General features: G+C 73.1%; 23 protein-coding genes. 16 read left to right on the top strand and 7 right to left on the bottom strand.

Annotated features, from left to right (window positions below; genetic code table 11):
- Positions 1-29: 29 nt before the first annotated feature.
- The 11 genes from hemE (at position 30) to hemL (ending at position 9,888) form a co-directional block, all read left to right on the top strand.
- Entirely contained in the window at positions 30-1,172 is a 1,143-nt protein-coding gene (gene hemE, locus LQK89_RS00405) for a uroporphyrinogen decarboxylase (RefSeq protein WP_231049802.1), read from the top strand.
- Positions 1,169-2,497 carry a protoporphyrinogen/coproporphyrinogen oxidase gene (locus LQK89_RS00410; protein ID WP_331000562.1) on the top strand — a complete coding sequence of 443 codons (1,329 nt, stop codon included), beginning with the start codon at positions 1,169-1,171 and terminating at the stop codon, positions 2,495-2,497. The genes hemE and LQK89_RS00410 overlap by 4 nt, the downstream gene beginning before the upstream one ends.
- Before the next feature lie 98 nt (positions 2,498-2,595).
- The gene (locus tag LQK89_RS00415; RefSeq protein WP_058741586.1) at positions 2,596-2,850 is read left to right on the top strand and encodes a hypothetical protein; all 255 of its coding nucleotides are present in this window, start codon (positions 2,596-2,598) and stop codon (positions 2,848-2,850) included.
- A complete protein-coding gene (locus LQK89_RS00420) occupies positions 2,847-3,278 on the top strand; it encodes a phage holin family protein (RefSeq protein ID WP_058741587.1) in 432 nt (143 codons plus the stop codon). The genes LQK89_RS00415 and LQK89_RS00420 overlap by 4 nt, the downstream gene beginning before the upstream one ends.
- Before the next feature lie 37 nt (positions 3,279-3,315).
- Positions 3,316-3,546, top strand: a complete 231-nt coding sequence (locus tag LQK89_RS00425; RefSeq protein WP_114851233.1) for a hypothetical protein — start codon at positions 3,316-3,318, stop codon at positions 3,544-3,546.
- Positions 3,547-3,616: 70 nt separating this feature from the next.
- On the top strand, positions 3,617-4,342 hold the full coding sequence (gene hemQ, locus LQK89_RS00430) for a hydrogen peroxide-dependent heme synthase (RefSeq protein WP_058741589.1): 726 nt from the start codon (positions 3,617-3,619) through the stop codon (positions 4,340-4,342).
- Positions 4,339-5,577 carry a ferrochelatase gene (locus tag LQK89_RS00435; protein WP_231049803.1) on the top strand — a complete coding sequence of 413 codons (1,239 nt, stop codon included), beginning with the start codon at positions 4,339-4,341 and terminating at the stop codon, positions 5,575-5,577. Before hemQ ends, LQK89_RS00435 begins: the two co-directional genes overlap by 4 nt.
- A complete protein-coding gene (hemC, locus tag LQK89_RS00440; protein WP_442874052.1) occupies positions 5,574-6,635 on the top strand; it encodes a hydroxymethylbilane synthase in 1,062 nt (353 codons plus the stop codon). The genes LQK89_RS00435 and hemC overlap by 4 nt, the downstream gene beginning before the upstream one ends.
- Before the next feature lie 141 nt (positions 6,636-6,776).
- Positions 6,777-7,475 (top strand): uroporphyrinogen-III synthase, encoded by a 699-nt coding sequence (locus LQK89_RS00445; protein WP_269145926.1) that lies wholly within the window; start codon positions 6,777-6,779, stop codon positions 7,473-7,475.
- Complete coding sequence (gene hemB / locus LQK89_RS00450) at positions 7,472-8,527, top strand: porphobilinogen synthase (protein ID WP_269145911.1); 1,056 nt, start codon at positions 7,472-7,474, stop codon at positions 8,525-8,527. Before LQK89_RS00445 ends, hemB begins: the two co-directional genes overlap by 4 nt.
- Positions 8,524-9,888 (top strand): glutamate-1-semialdehyde 2,1-aminomutase, encoded by a 1,365-nt coding sequence (gene hemL / locus LQK89_RS00455; protein ID WP_174779222.1) that lies wholly within the window; start codon positions 8,524-8,526, stop codon positions 9,886-9,888. Before hemB ends, hemL begins: the two co-directional genes overlap by 4 nt.
- A 115-nt stretch (positions 9,889-10,003) precedes the next feature.
- Here hemL and LQK89_RS00460 read toward each other — a convergent pair whose 3' ends face one another.
- The 4 genes from LQK89_RS00460 to LQK89_RS00475 all read right to left on the bottom strand — a co-directional run bounded on the left by LQK89_RS00460 (position 10,004) and on the right by LQK89_RS00475 (position 13,781).
- Positions 10,004-10,789 carry an ABC transporter ATP-binding protein gene (locus tag LQK89_RS00460; RefSeq protein ID WP_231049805.1) on the bottom strand — a complete coding sequence of 262 codons (786 nt, stop codon included), beginning with the start codon at positions 10,787-10,789 and terminating at the stop codon, positions 10,004-10,006.
- Positions 10,790-10,829: 40 nt separating this feature from the next.
- Complete coding sequence (locus LQK89_RS00465) at positions 10,830-11,504, bottom strand: GntR family transcriptional regulator (protein WP_174779220.1); 675 nt, start codon at positions 11,502-11,504, stop codon at positions 10,830-10,832.
- Between the two features lie 108 nt (positions 11,505-11,612).
- Positions 11,613-12,590, bottom strand: a complete 978-nt coding sequence (locus tag LQK89_RS00470) for an MDR family oxidoreductase (RefSeq protein ID WP_231049806.1) — start codon at positions 12,588-12,590, stop codon at positions 11,613-11,615.
- Positions 12,591-12,752: 162 nt separating this feature from the next.
- A complete protein-coding gene (locus tag LQK89_RS00475; RefSeq protein ID WP_058741596.1) occupies positions 12,753-13,781 on the bottom strand; it encodes a 6-phosphofructokinase in 1,029 nt (342 codons plus the stop codon).
- 73 nt (positions 13,782-13,854) lie between these two features.
- On the opposite strand from LQK89_RS00475, the gene LQK89_RS00480 reads away from it, so the two are divergent.
- Entirely contained in the window at positions 13,855-14,814 is a 960-nt protein-coding gene (locus LQK89_RS00480; RefSeq protein ID WP_231049807.1) for a DNA-3-methyladenine glycosylase family protein, read from the top strand.
- A 191-nt stretch (positions 14,815-15,005) separates the two neighbouring features.
- Here LQK89_RS00480 and LQK89_RS00485 read toward each other — a convergent pair whose 3' ends face one another.
- Complete coding sequence (locus LQK89_RS00485; RefSeq protein WP_231049808.1) at positions 15,006-15,869, bottom strand: NAD-dependent epimerase/dehydratase family protein; 864 nt, start codon at positions 15,867-15,869, stop codon at positions 15,006-15,008.
- 236 nt (positions 15,870-16,105) lie between these two features.
- On the opposite strand from LQK89_RS00485, the gene LQK89_RS00490 reads away from it, so the two are divergent.
- From LQK89_RS00490 to LQK89_RS00505, 4 genes are all read left to right on the top strand, one after another.
- Entirely contained in the window at positions 16,106-16,783 is a 678-nt protein-coding gene (locus tag LQK89_RS00490; protein WP_058741600.1) for a hypothetical protein, read from the top strand.
- A 158-nt stretch (positions 16,784-16,941) separates the two neighbouring features.
- On the top strand, positions 16,942-17,640 hold the full coding sequence (locus LQK89_RS00495; RefSeq protein WP_231049809.1) for a YceI family protein: 699 nt from the start codon (positions 16,942-16,944) through the stop codon (positions 17,638-17,640).
- A gap of 2 nt (positions 17,641-17,642) precedes the next feature.
- Positions 17,643-18,152: a sigma-70 family RNA polymerase sigma factor gene (locus LQK89_RS00500; protein WP_114850614.1), complete on the top strand. Its 510-nt coding sequence runs from the start codon at positions 17,643-17,645 to the stop codon at positions 18,150-18,152.
- Positions 18,149-18,871 (top strand): anti-sigma factor family protein, encoded by a 723-nt coding sequence (locus LQK89_RS00505; RefSeq protein WP_231049810.1) that lies wholly within the window; start codon positions 18,149-18,151, stop codon positions 18,869-18,871. The genes LQK89_RS00500 and LQK89_RS00505 overlap by 4 nt, the downstream gene beginning before the upstream one ends.
- 59 nt (positions 18,872-18,930) lie before the next feature.
- Here LQK89_RS00505 and LQK89_RS00510 read toward each other — a convergent pair whose 3' ends face one another.
- Positions 18,931-19,176 (bottom strand): hypothetical protein, encoded by a 246-nt coding sequence (locus tag LQK89_RS00510; RefSeq protein WP_175326188.1) that lies wholly within the window; start codon positions 19,174-19,176, stop codon positions 18,931-18,933.
- 117 nt (positions 19,177-19,293) lie between these two features.
- Positions 19,294-19,770 carry a MarR family winged helix-turn-helix transcriptional regulator gene (locus LQK89_RS00515; protein WP_175326187.1) on the bottom strand — a complete coding sequence of 159 codons (477 nt, stop codon included), beginning with the start codon at positions 19,768-19,770 and terminating at the stop codon, positions 19,294-19,296.
- Between the last annotated feature and the right edge of the window lie 113 nt (positions 19,771-19,883).

The raw sequence follows: 19,883 nt of genomic DNA on the forward strand, positions 1-19,883 counted from the left end.
AGCCCCGCGACCGATGGGAGAATCGTCCGGTGACCGACGCCACCACCCCTGCGCTGCCCGACACCCACCCGCTCGTGACCGGTCGGACCTCGGGGTCGCCGCTCGTCCGGGCGCTCCGCGGGGACCGGCCGGAGACGCTCCCGGTGTGGTTCATGCGGCAGGCTGGTCGGTCGCTGCCCGAGTACCGGGAGCTGCGGGTCGGCACCGCGATGCTCGACGCGTGCCTCGACCCGGCGCTCGCGTCCGAGATCACCCTGCAGCCCGTGCGCCGTCACGGTGTGGACGCCGGCATCTTCTTCAGCGACATCGTCGTGCCGATCAAGCTCGCGGGGGTCGACGTCGAGATCGTCCCCGGGCGCGGGCCGGTGCTCGGGTCGCCGATCCGCACCGCGGCCGACGTGGACGCCCTCGAGCCGCTCGACCCGGCGGCGCTCGCACCGATCACCGAGGCCGTGCAGCGGACCGTGGCGGAGCTCGGCGAGAAGCCCCTCATCGGGTTCGCCGGTGCGCCCTTCACGCTCGCCGCGTACCTGGTCGAGGGCGGTCCGTCGAAGGACCACATCCGCGCCCGCACGATGATGCACGCCGAGCCCGAGACCTGGGCCCGGCTGCTCGACTGGGCAGCGGGGGTCTCCGGGGCGTTCCTCCGGGCGCAGGTCACCGCCGGGGCGTCCGCCGCGCAGCTGTTCGACTCGTGGGTCGGTTCGCTCTCGCGTGCGGACTACGTCGCCTCGGTCGCCCCGCACTCCGCCACGGCGCTGGCGCACGTTGCCGACCTCGGGGTCCCGCGGATCCACTTCGGCGTCGGCAGCGGCGAGGTCCTGCACGAGATGACGACGATGGGCGACCCGGCGGACACGCTCGCGGTGGACGCGGTCGGCGTCGACTGGCGCGTGCCCCTGGACGAGGCCGTCCGCCGCGTCGGCCCCGGCGTGACCGTGCAGGGCAACGTCGACCCCGCGATGCTGGCGGCCCCGTGGTCGGTGCTCGAGGCCCACGTCCGCGACGTCGTGCGCCGCGGCGGGGCGGCCCGGGCGCACGTCGTGAACCTCGGGCACGGTGTCCCGCCGGAGACCGACCCGACCGTGCTGACCCGCGTCGTCGAGCTGGTCCACTCGCTCGGGAGCGGCGCGGCCGACGGCGCTGGTGACGGCGAGGAGACCGCCGCGTGACCGACGTCGTCGTGGTCGGCGGCGGGGTCGCCGGCCTGGTCGCCGCCCGAGACCTCGCGAAGGGCGGCGCGCACGTGGTGCTCGTCGAGGCGGGGGACCGACTGGGCGGGATGCTCCGCAGGCACACGGTCGCGGGACTCGACCTCGACATGGGCGCGGAGTCGTTCGCGACCCGGACCGACGCCGTCGCGCGGCTCGCGACCGAGCTCGGCCTGGGCAACGACATCGTGACGCCCGACCCCCGCGGCGCCTGGCTGATGACCCGAGACGGCCGCACGGCCCCGATCCCGCAGACCGGGTTCCTCGGCATCCCCGGGACCCCGATGGCCGCCGACGTCACCGCGGTGATCGGCCAGGGCGGGGGCTTCCGCGCGCAGATGGACTCGCTGCTGCCGTCCCCGGTGGGCGCGAAGGCGACGTCGCTCGGCGCCCTCGTCCGGAAGCGCATGGGCGAGCGCGTGCTCGACGACCTGGTGGTGCCGGTGGCGGGCGGCGTGTACTCGACCCACCCGGACCAGCTCGACCCCGACCGCGTCGCCCCCGGGCTCCGAGCGGCCCTGCAGCGCGAGGGGTCCCTCGCCCGCGCCGTGCTGGCCCTGCGCTCCCGCGCCGCCGCCGGCTCCGCGGTCCAGGGCATCCGCGGCGGCATCGTCCGGCTCGTCGACGAACTCGTGGCGGACACCGAGACGTACGGCGTCGAGGTCCGGATGCGCACCCGGGCGACCGCGGTCGAGCGGCACGCGGTCGAGGTCGTCACCGCCCGCGGCACCCGCGAGCGGATCCCGGCGCAGGTCGTGCTGTCGTCCACCGCCGACCCGATGCGTACCGCCGCTCCCGACCGCACCGGCATCGAGCTCGTCACGCTCGTCGTCGACCAGCCCGAGCTCGACGCCGCGCCGCGCGGCACCGGGATGCTCGTGCACCCGGAGGCCGACGGCGTCAGCGCGAAGGCCCTGACGCACGCGACCGCGAAGTGGCCGTGGCTCGCCGAGGCGGCCGGCGGGCGCCACGTCCTGCGCCTCAGCTACGCGACCGCACCGCACGACGACGCGACGGACCCGGCGGGCGTGGCCACGAGCCTCCCGGTCGACCCGGACGACGCGGTCGGGACCCGCGCCACCCGGGACGCCACCGCCCTGCTCGGCGTGCCGGTGACCCCGGACCGGGTGGCCGGCGCAGCCCGCGTCCGCTGGTACGGGCCGGACCTGACGGCGGCCGGTCTGGCCGAGGGTGTCGAGGGCATCGGCGAGGCCTCGAGCGGCCGCGGACTCGCGGGCATCGTGGCTGCGGCCCGGGCGTCCGCTGAGCGCGTCCTGGGATCCTGAGCGGACCGGGGACCCCTCGAGGGCTACTGTGGTGGGACGCCGGACGTATTCCGTTCGGCGCATGACCACCGCACACCGAAACCACGGAGGATTCGCACATGCGAGGCAAGCTCCTGTTCGTCGCCGGCGCCGCACTCGGGTACGTCCTGGGATCGCGAGCCGGACGGGCGCGGTACGAGCAGATCAAGACCGTCAGCGGCAAGATCTGGAACAGCAACGGCGTCCAGAAGGGCGTGCACGTCGCCGAGGACTTCATCCAGGACAAGACCCCGGACGTCGCCGAGTTCGTCGGCGAACAGACGAAGAAGGTCGTCCGCAAGGTCGGTCAGAAGAAGGACGCCCACACCTCATGAGCGACACCCGCTCCCGTGGGTCCCGCTCGCTGTTCGGTCTGGTCGGGGACGTCCCGAAGCTCGTCAAGAACCTGGTCAAGGGCGAGATCGACCTGCTCAAGGCCGAGCTCATCGGCAAGGCGAAGATCATCGGGCTCGCCGCCGGGCTGCTCATCGGCGCCCTGGTCGTCCTGCTCTACGCGATCGGCGTCCTGCTCACAGCGGCCGTGATGGGCCTGGCCGTCGTGATGCCGGCGTGGCTCGCCGCGCTGATCGTCGCCGTCGTCATGCTGATCGTCGCCGCGATCCTCGGACTGATCGGGTGGAAGCGCTTCCAGAAGGCGTTGCCGCTCACCCCGAAGCGCACGATCGACAGCGTCAAGGACGACATCAACGCGGTGAAGGGCATGGGCAACAAGCCCTCGAGCCGACCCGGCATCCGGTCCTGACGAGCACGACCGCGACCAGCACCCCGACGGAGGAACCGTGACGGACCAGCACGACGACCTGGCGAAGCGCGTCCAGGCGGACCGCGACCAGCTCTTCGAGACCCTCGACGCGATCGAGGACAAGCTCAACGTCCCGAAGCAGCTCGGCATCGCCGCGTCGAAGGTCAAGCGGGGGATCGACGAGAAGCCCGTGCCCTACCTGGCGGGGCTCGCAGCCGGTGTGGCAGTGGTCGGGAGTATCGTCGTAGCGGTGCTCCGACGGCGGTAGACCGCCCCATCGGTGGTCCTCCGGACGCGGCGCGCAGCCACGACCCAGGCAACCGACAGGACGAGGACCCATGAGCTCCGACGTGCAGTCCCCCGCACACGAGACAGACCCTTCCTCGGGCATCGACCCGAACCTCTTGACGGCGTACGCCCTGTGGGCGGTCTTCCGCCGTCCGCTCGGCCCGGTCCACCGTCCGGGTGACGACGCCGTCGCCGAGCTCGACGCCGTGGTGGCCGCTGCTGCCGAGCGCGGTGTCACGATCCGCGGGTTCTACGACGTGTCCGGTTTCCGCGCGGACGCCGACGTCATGATCTGGCTGCACGGTGACGACGCCCAGGCGATCCAGGCGGTCCTGCGCGAGGTCCGTCGCACGGGGCTGTTCCAGGACGCCGAGCCGGTGTGGCACGTCATGGCCATGCACCGCGAGGCCGAGTTCAACAAGCGCCACACCCCCGCCTTCCTGCGCGGCAAGGACCCCGAGGCCTGGATCACGGTGTACCCGTTCGTCCGTTCGTTCGAGTGGTACCTCCTGCCGGAGGAAGAGCGCTCGAAGATGCTCCGCGACCACGGCATCGCCGGCGCGAAGTACCGCCGGGTGCTCACCAACACCATCGCGACGTTCGCCCTGAGCGACTACGAGTGGATCCTGCCGCTCGAGAGCCCGGAGCTCGTCGACCTCGTGGACCTGATGCGCGACCTGCGCTACACCGAGGCGCGCCTGCACGTGCGCGAAGAGGTCCCCTTCTTCACCGGTCGTCGGGTGACGACCGCCGAACTGCCGGAGGTGCTGTCGTGACCGACACCAGTCAGATCTCGAACGGGCGGGGCACGGTCCTCGCCGCGACGCCCGCCGCGGCCGACGGCCCCGAGCACGTCGAGGTCCCGACCCCGTACGACGCGATCCTGCTGGCCGGCTTCGGTGGTCCCGAGGGCCAGGACGATGTCATCCCGTTCCTCCGCAACGTCACCCGCGGCCGCGGGATCCCGGACGAGCGGCTCGAGGAGGTCGCGCACCACTACCGGCACTTCGGCGGTGTCAGCCCGATCAACGCGCAGAACCGTGCCCTCAAGGCGGCGCTCGAGGCCGAGCTCGCGCGGCGCGGCATCGACCTGCCCGTGCTGTGGGGCAACCGGAACTGGGCGCCCTACCTCGAAGAGGCCTTCACCGAGGCCGCCGACAAGGGCTTCACGAAGCTCATCGCGATCGCCACGAGCGCCTACTCGTCGTTCTCGAGCTGCCGCCAGTACCGCGAGGACTACGCCCGGGTGCTCACCGAGACCGGGCTGATCGACACCATCCAGGTCGACAAGGTCCGCCAGTTCTTCGACCACCCGGGCTTCGTCCGGCCGTTCGTCGACGGCGTCCGCGACGGGATGGCCCGCGCGATCGCCGAGAACGACGGGCTCGACGTCGCCACCGAACTGCACGTCCTGTTCTCGACGCACTCGATCCCGTCCTCGGACGCCGCGAAGTCCGGCCCGGACTTCCGCGGGTTCGACGACCACGGCGCGTACGAGGCACAGCACCTCGCCGTGGCCGAGGTCGTCCTCGAGCAGGCGTGGAACGAACTGCTCGAGCAGCCCGAGCACGCGCACCTGCGTGGCACGTCGAAGCCGGCCTGGAAGCTCGTCTACCAGTCGCGCTCCGGCCCCCCGTCGCAGCCGTGGCTCGAGCCCGACATCAACGACTACATGAACGACGAGCTCCAGGGCGGCCCGACCCGCGCCGTGCTCATCGTCCCGCTCGGCTTCGTGAGCGACCACATGGAGGTCATGTGGGACCTCGACGAAGAGGCCACCGAGACCGCCGGCGAACTCGGCTTCTGGTCGCTCCGCACGCAGACGCCCGGTGTGGACCCGGCGTACGTGTCCGGCCTGGTCGACCTCGTGCTCGAGCGCGTCAACGGCACGCCGACGAGCGAACGCCCGCACCTGACCGACATCGGCCCCTGGTACGACGTGTGCCGTCCGGGCTGCTGCGAGAACGTCCGCGCCGGGTTCAAGCCCGCGGCGGCCGGCGTCGCACCGTGACGGACGCGGACAGCGCGCCGACGACGACCGACGGCTCGGCAGCGTCCGACGGCCCCGCCCCGATCCGGCTCGGCACCCGCGCCAGCCGGCTCGCGGTCGCGCAGTCGCAGGACGTCGCCGACCGGCTGGCGAAGGCCGCCGGTCGGCCCGTCGAGCTCGTCACGGTGACGAGCGAGGGCGACACGAACCGTGCGTCGCTCGCGAGCCTCGGCGGGACGGGCGTGTTCGCCAGCGCCCTGCGCGAGGCGCTCGTCGCGGGTGAGGTCGACGTGCTCGTGCACTCGCTCAAGGACCTCCCGACGGCGCCGTACGACGGCCTGACGATCGCGTCGGTGCCGAAGCGTGCGGACGCCCGTGACGTCCTGGTCGCCCGGAACGCCGCGACGATCGACACCCTGCCCGAGGGCGCGAAGGTCGGCACGGGCTCGCCCCGCCGGGTCGCGCAGCTCCGGGCGAAGCGGCCGGACCTGGACGTCGTGGACATCCGCGGGAACATCGACACCCGGCTCGGCCGGGTCGAGGACGACCTCGACGCGGTCGTGCTCGCCGCCGCCGGTCTCGGTCGGATCGACCGGCTGGACGCCGCGACGGAGCTCCTCGACCTCGGCTTCTGGCCGAGTGCGCCCGGACAGGGTGCGCTGGCGGTCGAGATCCGGACGGGCGAGACGGACAAGAACCTGCTCGCCGCACTCCGGAAGCTCGACCACGCCCCGACGCGCCTGACGGTCACGGCGGAGCGCGAGGTCCTCGCGAAGCTCGAGGCCGGCTGCTCCGCCCCGATCGGTGCGACGGCGGTCGTGGACGCCGAGCTGCTGCTCGTCTCCGCGACGGTCTACCGCCCGGACGGGTCCGAGTACCGCACGGCGTCGCACGCCGCCCACCTCGACGGCTCGGCGCAGGACCGGCTCGACGAGGCCCTCGCGGTCGCCGGTCGTGTCGCCGCGGAGCTGCTCGAGAACGGTGCGGCCGAGCTGGCCGACCTCGCCTCGTCCGTTTCACGGGAGCCGGCCGACGGCGACCACTCGGCCGGGCCCGGCCTGGCCACCCCCGCGGAGTAGGCGGTCACCACGGACGACAGCACCCCCGTCGCGGACGAGGCACGGCCCCCGGTCGTCCTCGTCCCGCGCGGGGGCGCGTGGGGCGACCAGGTCGCCGCAGCGGCCCGTGCACGCGGGCTCGAGCCCGTCGTCGTCCCGCTCATCACGGACGCACCGCCGGCGGACCCGGCAGCCCTCGACGCGGCCCTCGCCCGCCTCGGGGCGGATCCGGACAGGAGGCTCGGCGCGCGGCCCGCGGACCGCACCGGTCACGACGGGGTCGCGCCCGGTGCCCGGTGGCTCGTGGTGACCAGTGCGACGGCCGTCCGTGTGGTCGCCGGACGCACCGTGCGCCTCCCGGCCGGGGTGGCCGTGGCCTGCGTCGGTGAGGCGACCGCCCGCGCCGCCCGCGAGGCCGGCTGGCCCGTCGACCTGGTGCCGGACGACGAGTCCGCCGCGGGACTGGTGGCCGCACTGCCGGACACCGCCGGGCCGGTCCTGTTCCCGCGTTCCGAGATCGCCGCACCCACGGTCGTCGACGGACTGCGGGCCCGCGGCATCGACGTGTCGGACGTGGTCGCGTACCGTACCGTGGGGACGGGCGACGACCCGGTCGTGCTCGTCCCGCCACCCGACGCCGTGCTCGTGACGAGCGGGAGCGTCGCCCAGCAGGTCGTCCGCCGGATGACCCCCCTCGATCCCCGCACGCTCGTCGCGTGCATCGGACCCGCCACCGCAGACGCCGCCCGTGCAGCCGGGCTGCCCGTGCACGTCGTCGCCCGCGGTCGGTCCGCAGCAGCCCTCCTCGACGCCGTCGTCGAGACCCTCCACCCGAACCCCAGAACAGGAAGGTCATCGTGACCGGACACTTCCCGCAGGTCCGCCCCCGTCGGCTGCGCGCCACCCGCGCCATGCGACGACTCGTCGCCGAGACCCGGCTCCACCCCGCCGAGCTCGTGCTGCCGATGTTCATCCGCGAGGGCACGGCGTCCGCGATCCCGATCTCGAGCATGCCGGGCGTGCAGCAGCACTCCCTCGACTCGTTCCGCCGCGCGCTGAACGAGGCCGCGGAGCAGGGCGTCGGCGGCGTGAACCTGTTCGGCGTGCCGACGACGAAGGACGCCGAGGGGTCCGGCGCGACCGACCCCGACGGCATCCTCAACGTCGCGATCCGCATCGCGAAGGAAGAGGTGGGCGACGCACTCGTCGTGCAGTCCGACCTGTGCCTCGACGAGTTCACCGACCACGGCCACTGCGGTGTGCTCGCGGCCGACGGCTCGGTCGACAACGACGCGACGCTCCTGCGCTACCGCGACATGGCGGTGGCCCAGGCCGAGGCCGGTGCCGAGCTCGTCTGCATGAGCGGCATGATGGACGGCCAGATCGCCGCCGCCCGCGACGCCCTCGACAGCGCCGGGCACAGCGGCACCGCGCTCCTGGCGTACTCGGCGAAGTACGCGAGCGCGTTCTACGGGCCGTTCCGCGAGGCCGTGGCGTCCACCCTGCAGGGCGACCGCCGGACCTACCAGATCGACGCCGCCGACGGTCGGCAGGGGCTCCGCGAGGTCCTGCTCGACATCGAGGAGGGCGCTGACATCGTCATGGTGAAGCCCGCGATGAGCTACCTCGACGTGCTCGCCCGCACCGCCGACGTCTCCGAGGTCCCCGTGTGGGCGTACCAGATCTCCGGCGAGTACGCGATGATCACGGCAGCCGCCCAGAACGGGTGGATCGACCGCGACGCCGCGGCGATGGAGGCCCTCGTCGGCATCAAGCGTGCCGGTGCCGACGCGATCCTCACCTACTTCGCGGTGGACGTCGCGCGCCAGCTCAACCAGGAGGCCGGCCTGCGCACGACCGGCAGCACCGCGGCGGTGTCCGGCGTCGCCTCGACCGGGAAGGCCCCCGAATGACCACCACGACGGCGACCACGGCAGCGCAGTCCGGAGCGAACGGCCAGCTCTTCGCTCGCGCCAAGAACAGCATCCCCGGCGGCGTGAACTCGCCCGTCCGCGCGTACGGCTCCGTCGGGGGCACCCCGCGCTTCCTGACCGCCGCGAAGGGCGCCTACGTCACCGACGCCGAGGGGCGCGAGTACGTCGACCTCGTCGCGTCGTGGGGTCCGGCGATCCTCGGGCACGCGCACCCCGGCACGGTCGAGGCCGTGCAGCAGGCGGCGTCCCGCGGGCTGTCGTTCGGGGCGTCCACCCCGGGGGAGACCGAGCTCGCCGAGCTCGTCAAGCAGCGGGTGCAGGTCGACGGCGACGGGCCGATCGAGAAGCTCCGCATGGTGTCCACGGGCACCGAGGCGACGATGACCGCCATCCGTCTGGCGCGCGGGTACACCGGCCGCGACCTCCTCGTGAAGTTCGCCGGGCACTACCACGGGCACTCGGACTCCCTGCTCGCCGAGGCGGGCTCGGGCGTCGCGACGCTCGCGCTCCCCGGCAGCGCGGGCATCACCGCGGAGACCGCCGCGCAGACCCTCGTGCTGCCGTACAACGACCTGGACGCCGTGCGCCGTGCGTTCGACGAGCACTCCGAGCGCATCGCCGCCGTGATCGTCGAGGCCGCCGCCGCGAACATGGGCGTCCTCGCCCCGGAGCGCGGCTTCAACCGGGCGCTCTCGCAGATCACGAAGGCGAACGGCGCGCTGCTGATCGTCGACGAGGTCCTCACCGGCTTCCGGGTCGGCCCCGCCGGCTGGTGGGGGCTCGAGGCGTCCAACACCGTGCCGGACGGCATCGGGTGGAAGCCGGACCTCGTCACGTTCGGCAAGGTCATCGGCGGGGGCATGCCCCTCGCCGCCCTCGGCGGCCGTCGGGAGGTCATGGACTTCCTCGCTCCGCTCGGCCCCGTGTACCAGGCGGGCACGCTGTCCGGGAACCCGCTCGCCGTCGCCGCCGGCACCGCGACGCTCCGGGCCGCGACGCCCGAGGTGTACGCGCACCTGGACCGGACCGCGGCGACGATCGCCGAGGCCACGAGCGCCGCGCTGTCCGCCGAGGGGGTGGCGCACACCGTGCAGCACGCGGGGAACCTGTTCTCGTTCGCGTTCCTGGACGAGGCGCCGCGGAACTACGACGACGTCCGGGCACAGGAGGCATTCCGGTACGCGCCGTTCTTCCACGCGATGCTCGACGCCGGGGTCACCCTGCCGCCGAGTGTCTTCGAGGCGTGGTTCGTCACGGCCGCCCACGACGACCGTGCAGTCGGCCGCGTGCTCGAGGCGCTGCCGGCAGCGGCGAAGGCGGCCGCTGCCGCGACGGCGTAGGGGCCGATCGACGGCGGCGTTCGCAGAACGCAACGTCGGCGGTTCCTCGCAGCGACATTCCGCTGCGCGAACTCGCCGACGTTGCGTCTTGCGGGGGGCGGGGCGGGGTCGGTGGTCAGGCCGCCCGGCGTGCATGCCAGCGGCCCTCGGTCCGCACCACGGCGAGCGGGAAGTCGAAGGCGTGCGAGACCGCGGAAGACGTGATGACCCGGTCGGCGGTGCCCTGCGCCACGACGGCACCGTCCCGGAGCAGCATCGCGTGCGAGGTCGACGTCGGCAGGTCCTCGAGGTGGTGGGTGACCATCACGCTGCCGAGGCCGGGGCGCCGGAGTCGGAGGGCGTCGACGGTGTCGAGCAGGTGCTCACGAGCGGCGACGTCGAGGCCCGTCGCCGGCTCGTCGAGGAGCAGCAGGCGGGGGTCGGACATCAGGGCCCGTGCGATCAGCGCACGACCCCGCTCACCCTGGGACAGGACGGGCCAGGCGGCGTCGACCCGCGCCTCCAGGCCGACGTCCGCGACGTGACCCCGTGCGGTGGCGAGCTGGTCCGCGGTGGGTGACCACCGCATCATCAGGTCGGTCGTCCCGGTGACGCCGGTCAGCACGACCTCGAGCACGGTCAGCGGCGACGACACCCGGTGGCGGGGGTCGACGTGCCCGATGTGCTCGCGGAGCGCTCGGACGTCGACACGTCCGAGCCGTCGGCCGAGCACGTCGACGGTGCCAGCGGAAGGGTGGCTCGTCGCGCCGAGGACAGCGAGGAGCGTCGACTTGCCCGCGCCGTTCGGCCCGAGCAGCGCCCAGTGCTCCCCGCCGCGGACGGTCAACGACACGTCGTGCAGCAGGTCCCGCCCGGACCGGGTCACACGGAGGGCTTCGGCGTGGAGCAGGACGTCGGTCACCCGACCAGTCTGCCCGGTCGGGCGACCCGGTCCGCGGGTGTCAGGCGCTCGCGTTCGCGGCGCGCATCTCCACCAGGTGTTCGGCCATCGCGCGCGACATGCTGCGGATCACCGCTCCGGCGGCCTCGCCGTCGCGGGCCTTCGCCGCTGCGCGGAACGAGTCGAGCCCGTGCTTGACGTCCCAGAAGACGAACTCCGGCTGCCCGATGCGGACGAACTTCGCGCGGTTGACGATGCCCTCGGCGGTCTTGATGAGCAGCTCGTTGCCCGAGTGCGCGACGAGGAACGCGATGAGCGCGTCGACGTCGTCGTTCAGGGAGCGGTCTTCGGCGTCGGCGTGCTTGCGGGCCTGGTCGAGGAGCTTGCCGAGCTGTTTGACCGCGGCGTCGTCGAGGTTGGGCACGGCCCAGCGGGCGGCGAGTTCGGCGAAACCGAAGAGCAGCTGGAACGCGTCGTCGTACTGCTCGCGGGTCGGTGACGCGACGCGGGTGTAGCGGTTCGCCTCCATCTCGACCAGGCCGTAGTCGACGAGCTTCGCGATGGCTTCACGGATCGGGGTCCGACTGACGCCGAGCCAGGCGACGAGCTCGTCGTCGTTCAGGCGTTCACCGGCCTGCAGGGTGCCGTCCTGGATCGCGGCGAGCATCTTCTCGAGCACCACGTCCCGCAGGAGCTTGCGAGGCGAGTTGTCGACGGTCGACTTGGGGACGGGCATGGTGCTCCTCACGGGTCCGGTGTGTGCCGTGTACCAAACCTAGCGTGTCAGTGTGCAAGCGTTTGGCAAATCACCCGCGAGCCGAACTCTCACCCGCGCCGCCGCTGCTCAGGCGCGGAGGTCGACCACCGTCCGGCCGTGCACCCGCCCGGCGACGACGTCCGCGCCGACGCCGATCGCACGCTCGAGGTCGACCGTGCGCGTGACGTCCGCCAGGAGCGCCGGGTCGAGGTCGGTCGCGAGCCGGTCCCACGCCCGCTGCCGCAGGGGCAGCGGGGCCTCGACGGAGTTGATGCCGAGGAGCGACACCGCGCGGAGGATGAAGGGCATCACGGTCGTCGGGAGCGCCGAGTCCTGCGCCAGACCGCACGCCGTGACCGCACCGCCCCACCGGGTCGCGGCGAGGACGTTCGCCAGGGTCGCGCCGCCGACGCTGTCCACCGCGCCCGCCCACGTCGCCCGTTGCAGCGGCTTCCCGAGCTCGGCGAGCGTGCTCCGGTCGACGACCTCGGTCGCACCGAGCCTGCGGAGCGAGGCCTCGTTCGTCGTGCGCCCCGTCGAGGCGGTGACCCGGTACCCACGCGCCGCGAGCAGTGCGATCGCGACCGTGCCGACCCCGCCCGAGGCGCCGGTGACCAGGACCGGGCCGTCATCCGGCGCGACCAGCCGCTCGAGGGCGAGGACCGACAGCATCGCCGTGAAGCCCGCCGTGCCGATCGCGGCGGCGAAGGAGTCCTCGATGCCGTCCGGCAGCACGACGAGGGCCCCGCTCGGGACGACCGCGTGCTCGGCCCAGCCGCCGTGCCGCGTCTCGCCGAGGCCCGCGCCGTTGCACACGACCCGGTCGCCGATCGCGACGTCGTGCACCCCGGGGCCGAGCGCGGACACCGTGCCGACGACGTCGATGCCCGGGACGAGCGGGTCGACCCGGGCGACGCCGGGGTTGCCGGCGAGGGCGAGGCCGTCCTTGTAGTTGACGCTCGAGTACGTGACGTCGACGAGGGCCTCGCCCTCGTCGGGCTCGGGCACGTCGACCTGCGTGACGGCGGGCGGGGTGGAACGGGAGACGAGGACTGCGCGCGTCATGCGTCGGACGCTACCCCGATCCTCCAGTCCGTCGTTCCGGCCCATCGCGTCCGCGATGGGAGGACGATCCGCGCATGGTGGGCCGGAAGGAACGACCCACCATGCGCGGAACGGCCTCCGATGCGCAGATCGGCACCCCACGCGCGGAACGGCACCCGCCGCTCACCCGAACAGGATCGCGGCCTCGTCGTAGCGGTCCTGCGGCACCGTCTTGAGCTCCCCGAGCGCGTCCTCGAACGAGACGTGCACGATGTCCGTCCCCTGCAGCGCGACCATCCGGCCCCAGCGACCCTCGACGACGGAGTCGATCGCCGCGAGCCCGAGCCGGGTCGACAGCACCCGGTCGTACGCGGTCGGCGTCCCGCCGCGCTGGATGTGCCCGAGCGTCGTCGCCCGCGTCTCGATGCCCGTCAGCTCCTCGATCATCGGCGCGAGGCGCTCCCCGATGCCGCCGAGCCGCGGCCGCCCGAACGCGTCGAGCCCGCGCTCGGTGTGCGCGTTGTCCTCGTGGTCGGGGACGAAGCCCTCGGCGACCACGACGAGCGGGGCGCGGCCACGGTCGTAGGCCGACCGCACCCACTCGGCGATCTGTTCCATGCTCGTCTTCTGCTCCGGGATGAGGATCGCGTGCGCGCCCGCGGCCATCCCGGAGTGCAGCGCGATCCAGCCGACGTGGCGGCCCATCACCTCGGCGACCATGCAGCGGGAGTGCGACTCGCCGGTGGTGCGCAGGCGGTCCATCGCCTCGGTCGCGATCGCGACGGCCGTGTCGAAGCCGAACGTGTAGTCGGTCGCACCGAGGTCGTTGTCGACGGTCTTCGGGACGCCCACGATCTTGAGCCCCGCGTCGGTCAGGCGCTTCGCGGCCGCGAGGGTGCCCTCGCCGCCGATCGCGACGATCGCGTCGATGCCGTGCCGCTCGAGCGTGGCCGTGATGTTCTCGACACCGCCGTTCGGCCCCTCGAACGGGTTCGTCCGGCTCGTGCCGAGGATGGTCCCGCCCTGCTTCGCGATGCCCTGGATGTCCTTTCGTCCGAGCGGCACGATGTCGCCGTCGACGACGCCCCGCCAGCCGTCACGGAACCCCACGAACTCGTGTCCGTGGATCGCGATGCCCTTGAGCACGATGCCGCGGATGACCGCGTTCAGGCCGGGGCAGTCGCCTCCGGAGGTGAGGATGCCGATGCGCATGGAGACTCCCTTGTCGGGTGGTGCGGGGACGGTCCCATCATGTCCGACGGTGGTGTGGCATTACCATCCCCGTGTGTCCGTCCCGTCTCCCGTCGCCGCCGCCCCGTCGGCTGCGGCCGGTCGCGTGGACACGGTCTACCGGCCTGGAGGCGCGTTGGACGTCCGCGCGACCCTCCGGCCCCTGCAGCGCGGCTCCGGCGACCCCGCCTTCCAGGTGGTCGGCGCCGACACGTGGCTCGCCCTGCGCACGCCGACCGGCGCGGCCTCGGTGCTCGTCCGCCGGGCGGGCGCGGACGCCGTCGCGGTGTCGGCGTGGGGCGACGGCGCCGGATGGGCGGTCGAGCACGCCCCCGACCTGCTCGGCCGGGGCGACGACTGGTCCGACCTGGACGTGCGGGCGCACCCGTTCCTGGCCGAGGCGCGGCACCGCCAACCCGGACTCCGGCTGCTCCGCACGAACACGGTCGTCGCGATGCTCGTGCCGGCGGTCATGGAGCAGAAGGTCACCTCGCGGCAGGCCTGGCGCGCCTGGCGGTACCTGCTGCGGCGCTTCGGTGAATCCGCGCCCGGGCCGGCGCCCGACGGCATGTTCGTGCAGCCGACCGCGGAGCAGTGGGCCCGGATCCCGAGCTGGGAGTGGCACCGGGCCGGCATCGAACCCGGCCGGTCGGCGACCGTGATGCGGGCGATGCGCGTCGCCCCGGCGCTCGAGCGGACCCTCGGGCTCGGCCGTGGGGGAGCGGTCGTGGCCGAGCGGCTGCAGTCGGTGCCCGGGATCGGCCGGTGGACCGCTGCCGAGACCGCGCAGCGTGCGCACGGTGACCCGGACTCACCGAGCGTCGGGGACTACCACGTGCCGGCCCTCGTCGGGTGGGCGCTCGCCGGGGCGCCGGTGGACGACGACGGGATGCTCGAGCTCCTCGAACCCTGGCGTGGGCACCGGGAGCGGGTCGTGCGGCTGATCGGCGGCTCGGGCTTCCGGAAGCCGGCGTTCGGGCCGCGCATGACGATCCAGGACCACCGGTTCCACTGAGGAGCCGGTCGGTGCGCGGGCGGGCGGAGCGCGGCCGGGGGTGCTGGGCGGGTGCTCGTGCGTCTCGTCGAGCGTGCACGACACGCCGCATACGTTCCGCCGAGTGGGCACGACACGTCGCCGCAGGCCATCGAGCGTCCCAGATGTGGCACCCTCGCCGCCCCCGCCGGCGCGGCGCGGTGCCCCGAGCGCTACGGGTGCCGCACGCCCTCGCCCGCCAGCACCGCGCGGTAGCCCTCGCGGAACGTCGGGTACCGCGGTTCCCAGCCCGCCGACCGGAGCAGCGCGTTCGACAGCCGCTTGTCGCCGCCGGCCTGCCGTCCGGCCGCCCTGGCCCGCGGTGGCACCGGCACGCCGAGCTCGCCGGCCAGGAACACGAGGACGTCGTCGAGCCGGACCGGTTCGTCGTCGGTCCCCAGGTACGTCGGCGCCGGGTCCGGGACGGTCGCCAGGTGCACGAGCGCCGCGGCGGCGTCGTCCCGGTGGATCCGGTTCGTGTGCGGTGAGCCGCCCGCGACGGGGGCCAGCCGGGCGGAGCCGTCCCGCACCTGGTCGATCAACCGTTCCCGCCCGGGGCCGTAGATCCCGGAGAGCCGCACGAGCACGGCGTCCGGGCGTCGGGCGCGCAGCAGCTCCTCGGCCTCGAGCAGCACACCAGCGGTCGGTGTCCCGGCCCGCGCAGGGGTCTCCTCGGACACCTCGCCGCCGTCGGACTCGTCGTACACCGCGGTCGAGGACACCACGACCACCCGCGGCGAGGCCCCGGACGCCTCGATGCCGTCGAGCACGTTCCGCAGGCCGTCCACGTAGGTCGCGCGGTACTCGTCGACGTCACGGGAGCCTGCGGCGAACGCCACGACGACGACGGCCGTGTCCGCGTCGATGGTCGGCGACTCCCGTCGCAGATCGACGCTCCGGCCGGTGATCGGCGCCGGGATCCGTTCGGCTCGGCGCCGGAGCCCGACCACCCTGTACCCCTGGTCGGCGAAGCGGAGTCCGGCCTCGGTCCCGAGGTCCCCGCACCCGGCGATGACGGCGGTCTTCGTGTGCTGCACCCCTCGACCTTGCCACGGCCGTCGAGCGCCTTCGTCCCCCGGTTTGGTAACAGAACGGTAACGTCGCTGAATTCGGCCAAACCGATCTCCGTAGGCTCCCGAATCAGATGCAACAGCCGGGAAAATCCCGGGGCGCTCACCAGCCGCAGCCAGCTGGTTCTCCACCCCCATGTGGGGTGTGTTCGGCGCGCATACAGAGATATCGCGCCGAGCGCGACCACGAAAGGAACGAACTCATGCGTAAGAGCCTGAAGACCTCGATCACCCTCGCCACCACGGGCGCCCTGGTGCTCGGTGGGGCCGCGTTCGGTGTGTCCGCCGCGCAGGCCGACGGCACCGTCCACACCGTCTCCTCGTCCTCGTCGAAGATCCCCGGCCCGGTCGCGTCGGTGCCGGAGGTCAAGGGCGGCAACACCGCCGTCGCGCTGGACAAGGGCTTCACCGACGCGCTGACCTCGCTGGGCCTGACCCCGGGCGTGTCGGGCAACGCGAAGCTGGAGAACGGGTCGGTGTCGTTCCCGATCACGGCCGGTTCGGTGACGTACTGGTCGCCGGACGGCAACTACCGTCCGTACGTGCAGGGGCTGCTGAACCACGACGACTCGGGCCTGACGCTCAAGGCCGGTGACACGACGGTGACGCTGGAGAACTTCGTGGTGAACCCGGGTTCGTCCAAGCTCTACGGCGACGTGCTGGTCAACGGCCAGGTCGCAGCGTCGAACGCGTACCTGTTCTCGCTGCACGGTGGCACGCTCAAGCCGCTGCAGCTCGAGGGTGACAACGCGATCCTGACCGGCACCACGGTCCACGTCTCCGACGACGCCGCGAAGCTGCTCAACAGCACCTTCAAGACCGACGCGGTCAAGGGTGGTCTCCTCGTCGGGACCGCGACCATCACCGCACAGATCAAGTAACACCCCCGCGGAACACCACCGCACCGCACCACACGAACGGCGTCGCCCCTCCAGGGACGGCGCCGTTCGCGCGCCCGGAGCAGCGACCGCCGCCCCGGCGGACGAGAACTGCTCCGACGAGATCTGAACGATCCGGCGCCCCGTCTCGTCGTCGGGGTATGGGACTCCGCACACGTACGAAGGTCATCATCGGCATCGCCTCGGGCGTCGTCGTCATCGGGGCCGCCGCCGCGATCGCCGGCCCGGTCATCTACGCGAACACGGTCAACGGCCAGGCCGCAGCCGCACCCTCCCTCAGCGCGAGTGCGTCCGGCGCCGCCGGGTCGCTCACCGCGAACGAGGCGAACGGCACCTGGACGAGCAAGGGCACGTCCTATGCGGGGTACCGCGTGCACGAGGTCCTGCAGGGGAATGATGTGAACGTGGTCGGTCGCACGAAGGACGTCGAGGGCACGGCGGAGGTCGCCGGCGGTTCCCTCACGAAGGCCGAGGTCACCGTGCAGGTCGGCAAGATCAGCACGCCGGAGGCCGCCCGCGACGCGTACTTCCGCGACAAGGCGCTGGAGACCGCCAAGTTCCCAACCGCGACGTTCACGCTCACCCAGCCCGTCGACGTCTCGAAGGCGCTCGACGGCACCGCCCAGGACGTGACCCTCACCGGCACGATGGACCTGCACGGCGTCGAGAAGCCCGTCACCGCCGACGCGCAGGTCGCCGTCGGCCAGGGCGGCACCGTCCAGGTCGTCGGCAGCGTGCCGATCACCTTCGCCGACTACGGCGTCCAGGCCCCGTCGCTCGGGTTCGTCACCGTCGACGACAAGGGTTCCGTCGAGTTCTCCCTCGACCTGGGGAAGTGACGATGACGGGCCGTCCCGCTGACGAACTGCTGGCGACGCTGCACCGCGAGCACGGTGACGCGCTCACGCGGTACGTCCGGCACCTGACGCGGGACGGCTCGATCGTCGAGGACGTCGTCCAGGAGACCATGGTCCGCGCGTGGCAGCGTCCGGCCGTCCTCGAGCTCGCGCCGGACAGCGCACGCGCCTGGCTCTTCACGGTCGCCCGCAACCTGGTCGTCGACGACGCCCGCTCCGCCCGCAACCGACGCGAGCAGGGCTCCGAACACCCGGTCGACCGTGCGGAGGCCGACCGCACCGACGCCGTCCTCGACCGCATCGTGGTCGCCGACGCACTGGCATCGCTGAGTGCCGAGCACCGCCGCGTGGTGGTCGACGCCTACTGGTTGGGGCACACGGTCCCCGAGATCGCCCGACGACACGACATCCCCGAGGGCACCGCGAAGTCGCGGCTGCACTACGGGCTGCGAGCCCTCCGGCTCGCCCTGCAGGAACGAGGAGTGACCCGATGAGCGTGGACCCGACCGCGCACGACCGCTACGCCGAGTGGGACGCCGCCTACGTGCTGGGCTCCCTGCCCGCCGACGAGCGGCTGGAGTACGAGCGGCACCTGGAGTCGTGCCCCCGCTGCACCGCAGCGGTCGCCGAGCTGGTCGGTCTGCCCGGCCTGCTGGGCAAGCTGCCCGCCGACCAGGCGATCGAGATCGCCGAACCGGACGGGAGGCAGGACACCGGTTCCGCGGGCACCCTCGCCTCCGTCGCGCACCGCGTCCGGCACCGCCGTCGTCGTCGCCGGGTCTGGGTCGCGGCCACCGCGGGGCTCGCGGTCGTCGCCGCCGTGCTCGGCGGGCTCGCCGTCGGGACGGCGGGGGAGCGCGGTACCGTCCAGGCCGGTGCGTCGCCGACCGCCGCCGGCCCGGGGGACCGCTACACGATGACCGGCTCGCAGAGTCTCGACGTCGACCTCGCGGTCAGCGGGGAGCAGTGGGGCACGCGCTTCGACTGGGGGTGCTCCTACGGCGGCAAGCAGTGGTCGTCGGACGGCTCCGTGATGTACGACCTCGTGGTGGTCCGCACCGACGGCACCGTGCAGACCGTGGCGTCGTGGTCGGCCGCCGGCGCCGAGGCCCGCGGGCTCTCCGCCTCGACCGACATCCCCCGCGACGAGATCGCGACCGTCGAGGTCCGGCTCCGCGGGGAGTCCGGCGTCCTGGCCGACGTGCACCTCTGACGGATCGCGGGCCTCCCCGGCTGCGCCGGGGAGGCCCGCGATCGAGCGGGTCGTCGTTGCTAGCGGGCCCGATCTCCGTGTCGGCGCGCGTGACGCAGTCGCGCGACCGTGCCGACGTAGATCCCGCTCAGTCCGACGGCGACCCCGGAGGCGAGGACACCGAGTGGGCGGGCAGGGGTGTCGAGCGTGGCAGCGAACAGCGCTGAGCTCGAGGCGAGGAGGAAGCCCGCGACCGTGATCGAGAACGTGAGATCGGTCAGGATCTTCACTGCTGCTCGGCCCTCACGCGCAGCGCGGAACGACACGGGCAACTCCTTCGCTGGTGAACCGGAGTGCGCTGGACTCCGCGATCACGACGGTAGAGGTTGACTCGTAGAACTGCAGTACTGATGTACAAACCGCCGGGGCGTCCGTCGTGCCGTTCAGTCGGCGGCGGGACCCTCGTGATCGTCGGGGCCGACGGCCTCGTCCAGGCGCGCACTGACCGACCGCAGCGTGTCCGCGTCCGTCCCCACGGGCCTCCAGAACAGTTCCTCGAGCGCGCCCGTGTGCGCGCGGATCCCGGCGAGGACCGCGCGCCGCCCGTCCGGCGTCATCTCCACCCAGCTGCCGCGCCCGTCCTGCGGGCAGTCGGCGCGGACGACCAGGCCGCGCGCGACCATGCGCGTCACCTGGTGGCTGACGCGCGACTTCTCCCAGCCGATGCCCGTCGAGATGTCGCGGACCCGCAGGCGGTGCTCGGGATCGCGGTGCAGGCCGATCAGGATCTCGAACTCGGGGACGGAGATCCCCGCCCCCTCCTGCACCGCCCGGTCGAGGGCCCGGTCGAGCCGTCGCCAGGCGTCGTGGTACGCGTCCCAGGTGGCCCAGTCGTGGTCACCGCTGCCCTCCGTCGACATGCCGCTCAGCGTATCCACCGGCGCGTCGGCGTCCACCAGGATCATCCGTCCGGACGACCTCCACGGCACGTCCAGCACGCTCCGAGGTGGCGTCGGCGGCTCGGCATACGATC

This window comes from Curtobacterium sp. C1 (assembly GCF_021049325.1).
In the GTDB taxonomy this organism is placed as follows: domain Bacteria; phylum Actinomycetota; class Actinomycetes; order Actinomycetales; family Microbacteriaceae; genus Curtobacterium; species Curtobacterium citreum.

What these genes read in the sequence shown, in the direction of transcription:
- LQK89_RS00415 (WP_058741586.1), top strand. Translation starts at nt 2,596, where the DNA reads ATGCGAGGCAAGCTCCTGTTCGTCGCCGGCGCCGCACTCGGGTACGTC.
- LQK89_RS00420 (WP_058741587.1), top strand. Translation starts at nt 2,847, where the DNA reads ATGAGCGACACCCGCTCCCGTGGGTCCCGCTCGCTGTTCGGTCTGGTC.
- hemQ (WP_058741589.1), top strand. Translation starts at nt 3,617, where the DNA reads ATGAGCTCCGACGTGCAGTCCCCCGCACACGAGACAGACCCTTCCTCG.
- hemL (WP_174779222.1), top strand. Translation starts at nt 8,524, where the DNA reads ATGACCACCACGACGGCGACCACGGCAGCGCAGTCCGGAGCGAACGGC.
- LQK89_RS00465 (WP_174779220.1), bottom strand. Translation starts at nt 11,504, where the DNA reads ATGCCCGTCCCCAAGTCGACCGTCGACAACTCGCCTCGCAAGCTCCTG.
- LQK89_RS00470 (WP_231049806.1), bottom strand. Translation starts at nt 12,590, where the DNA reads ATGACGCGCGCAGTCCTCGTCTCCCGTTCCACCCCGCCCGCCGTCACG.
- LQK89_RS00475 (WP_058741596.1), bottom strand. Translation starts at nt 13,781, where the DNA reads ATGCGCATCGGCATCCTCACCTCCGGAGGCGACTGCCCCGGCCTGAAC.
- LQK89_RS00490 (WP_058741600.1), top strand. Translation starts at nt 16,106, where the DNA reads ATGCGTAAGAGCCTGAAGACCTCGATCACCCTCGCCACCACGGGCGCC.
- LQK89_RS00495 (WP_231049809.1), top strand. Translation starts at nt 16,942, where the DNA reads ATGGGACTCCGCACACGTACGAAGGTCATCATCGGCATCGCCTCGGGC.
- LQK89_RS00500 (WP_114850614.1), top strand. Translation starts at nt 17,643, where the DNA reads ATGACGGGCCGTCCCGCTGACGAACTGCTGGCGACGCTGCACCGCGAG.
- LQK89_RS00505 (WP_231049810.1), top strand. Translation starts at nt 18,149, where the DNA reads ATGAGCGTGGACCCGACCGCGCACGACCGCTACGCCGAGTGGGACGCC.
- LQK89_RS00515 (WP_175326187.1), bottom strand. Translation starts at nt 19,770, where the DNA reads ATGTCGACGGAGGGCAGCGGTGACCACGACTGGGCCACCTGGGACGCG.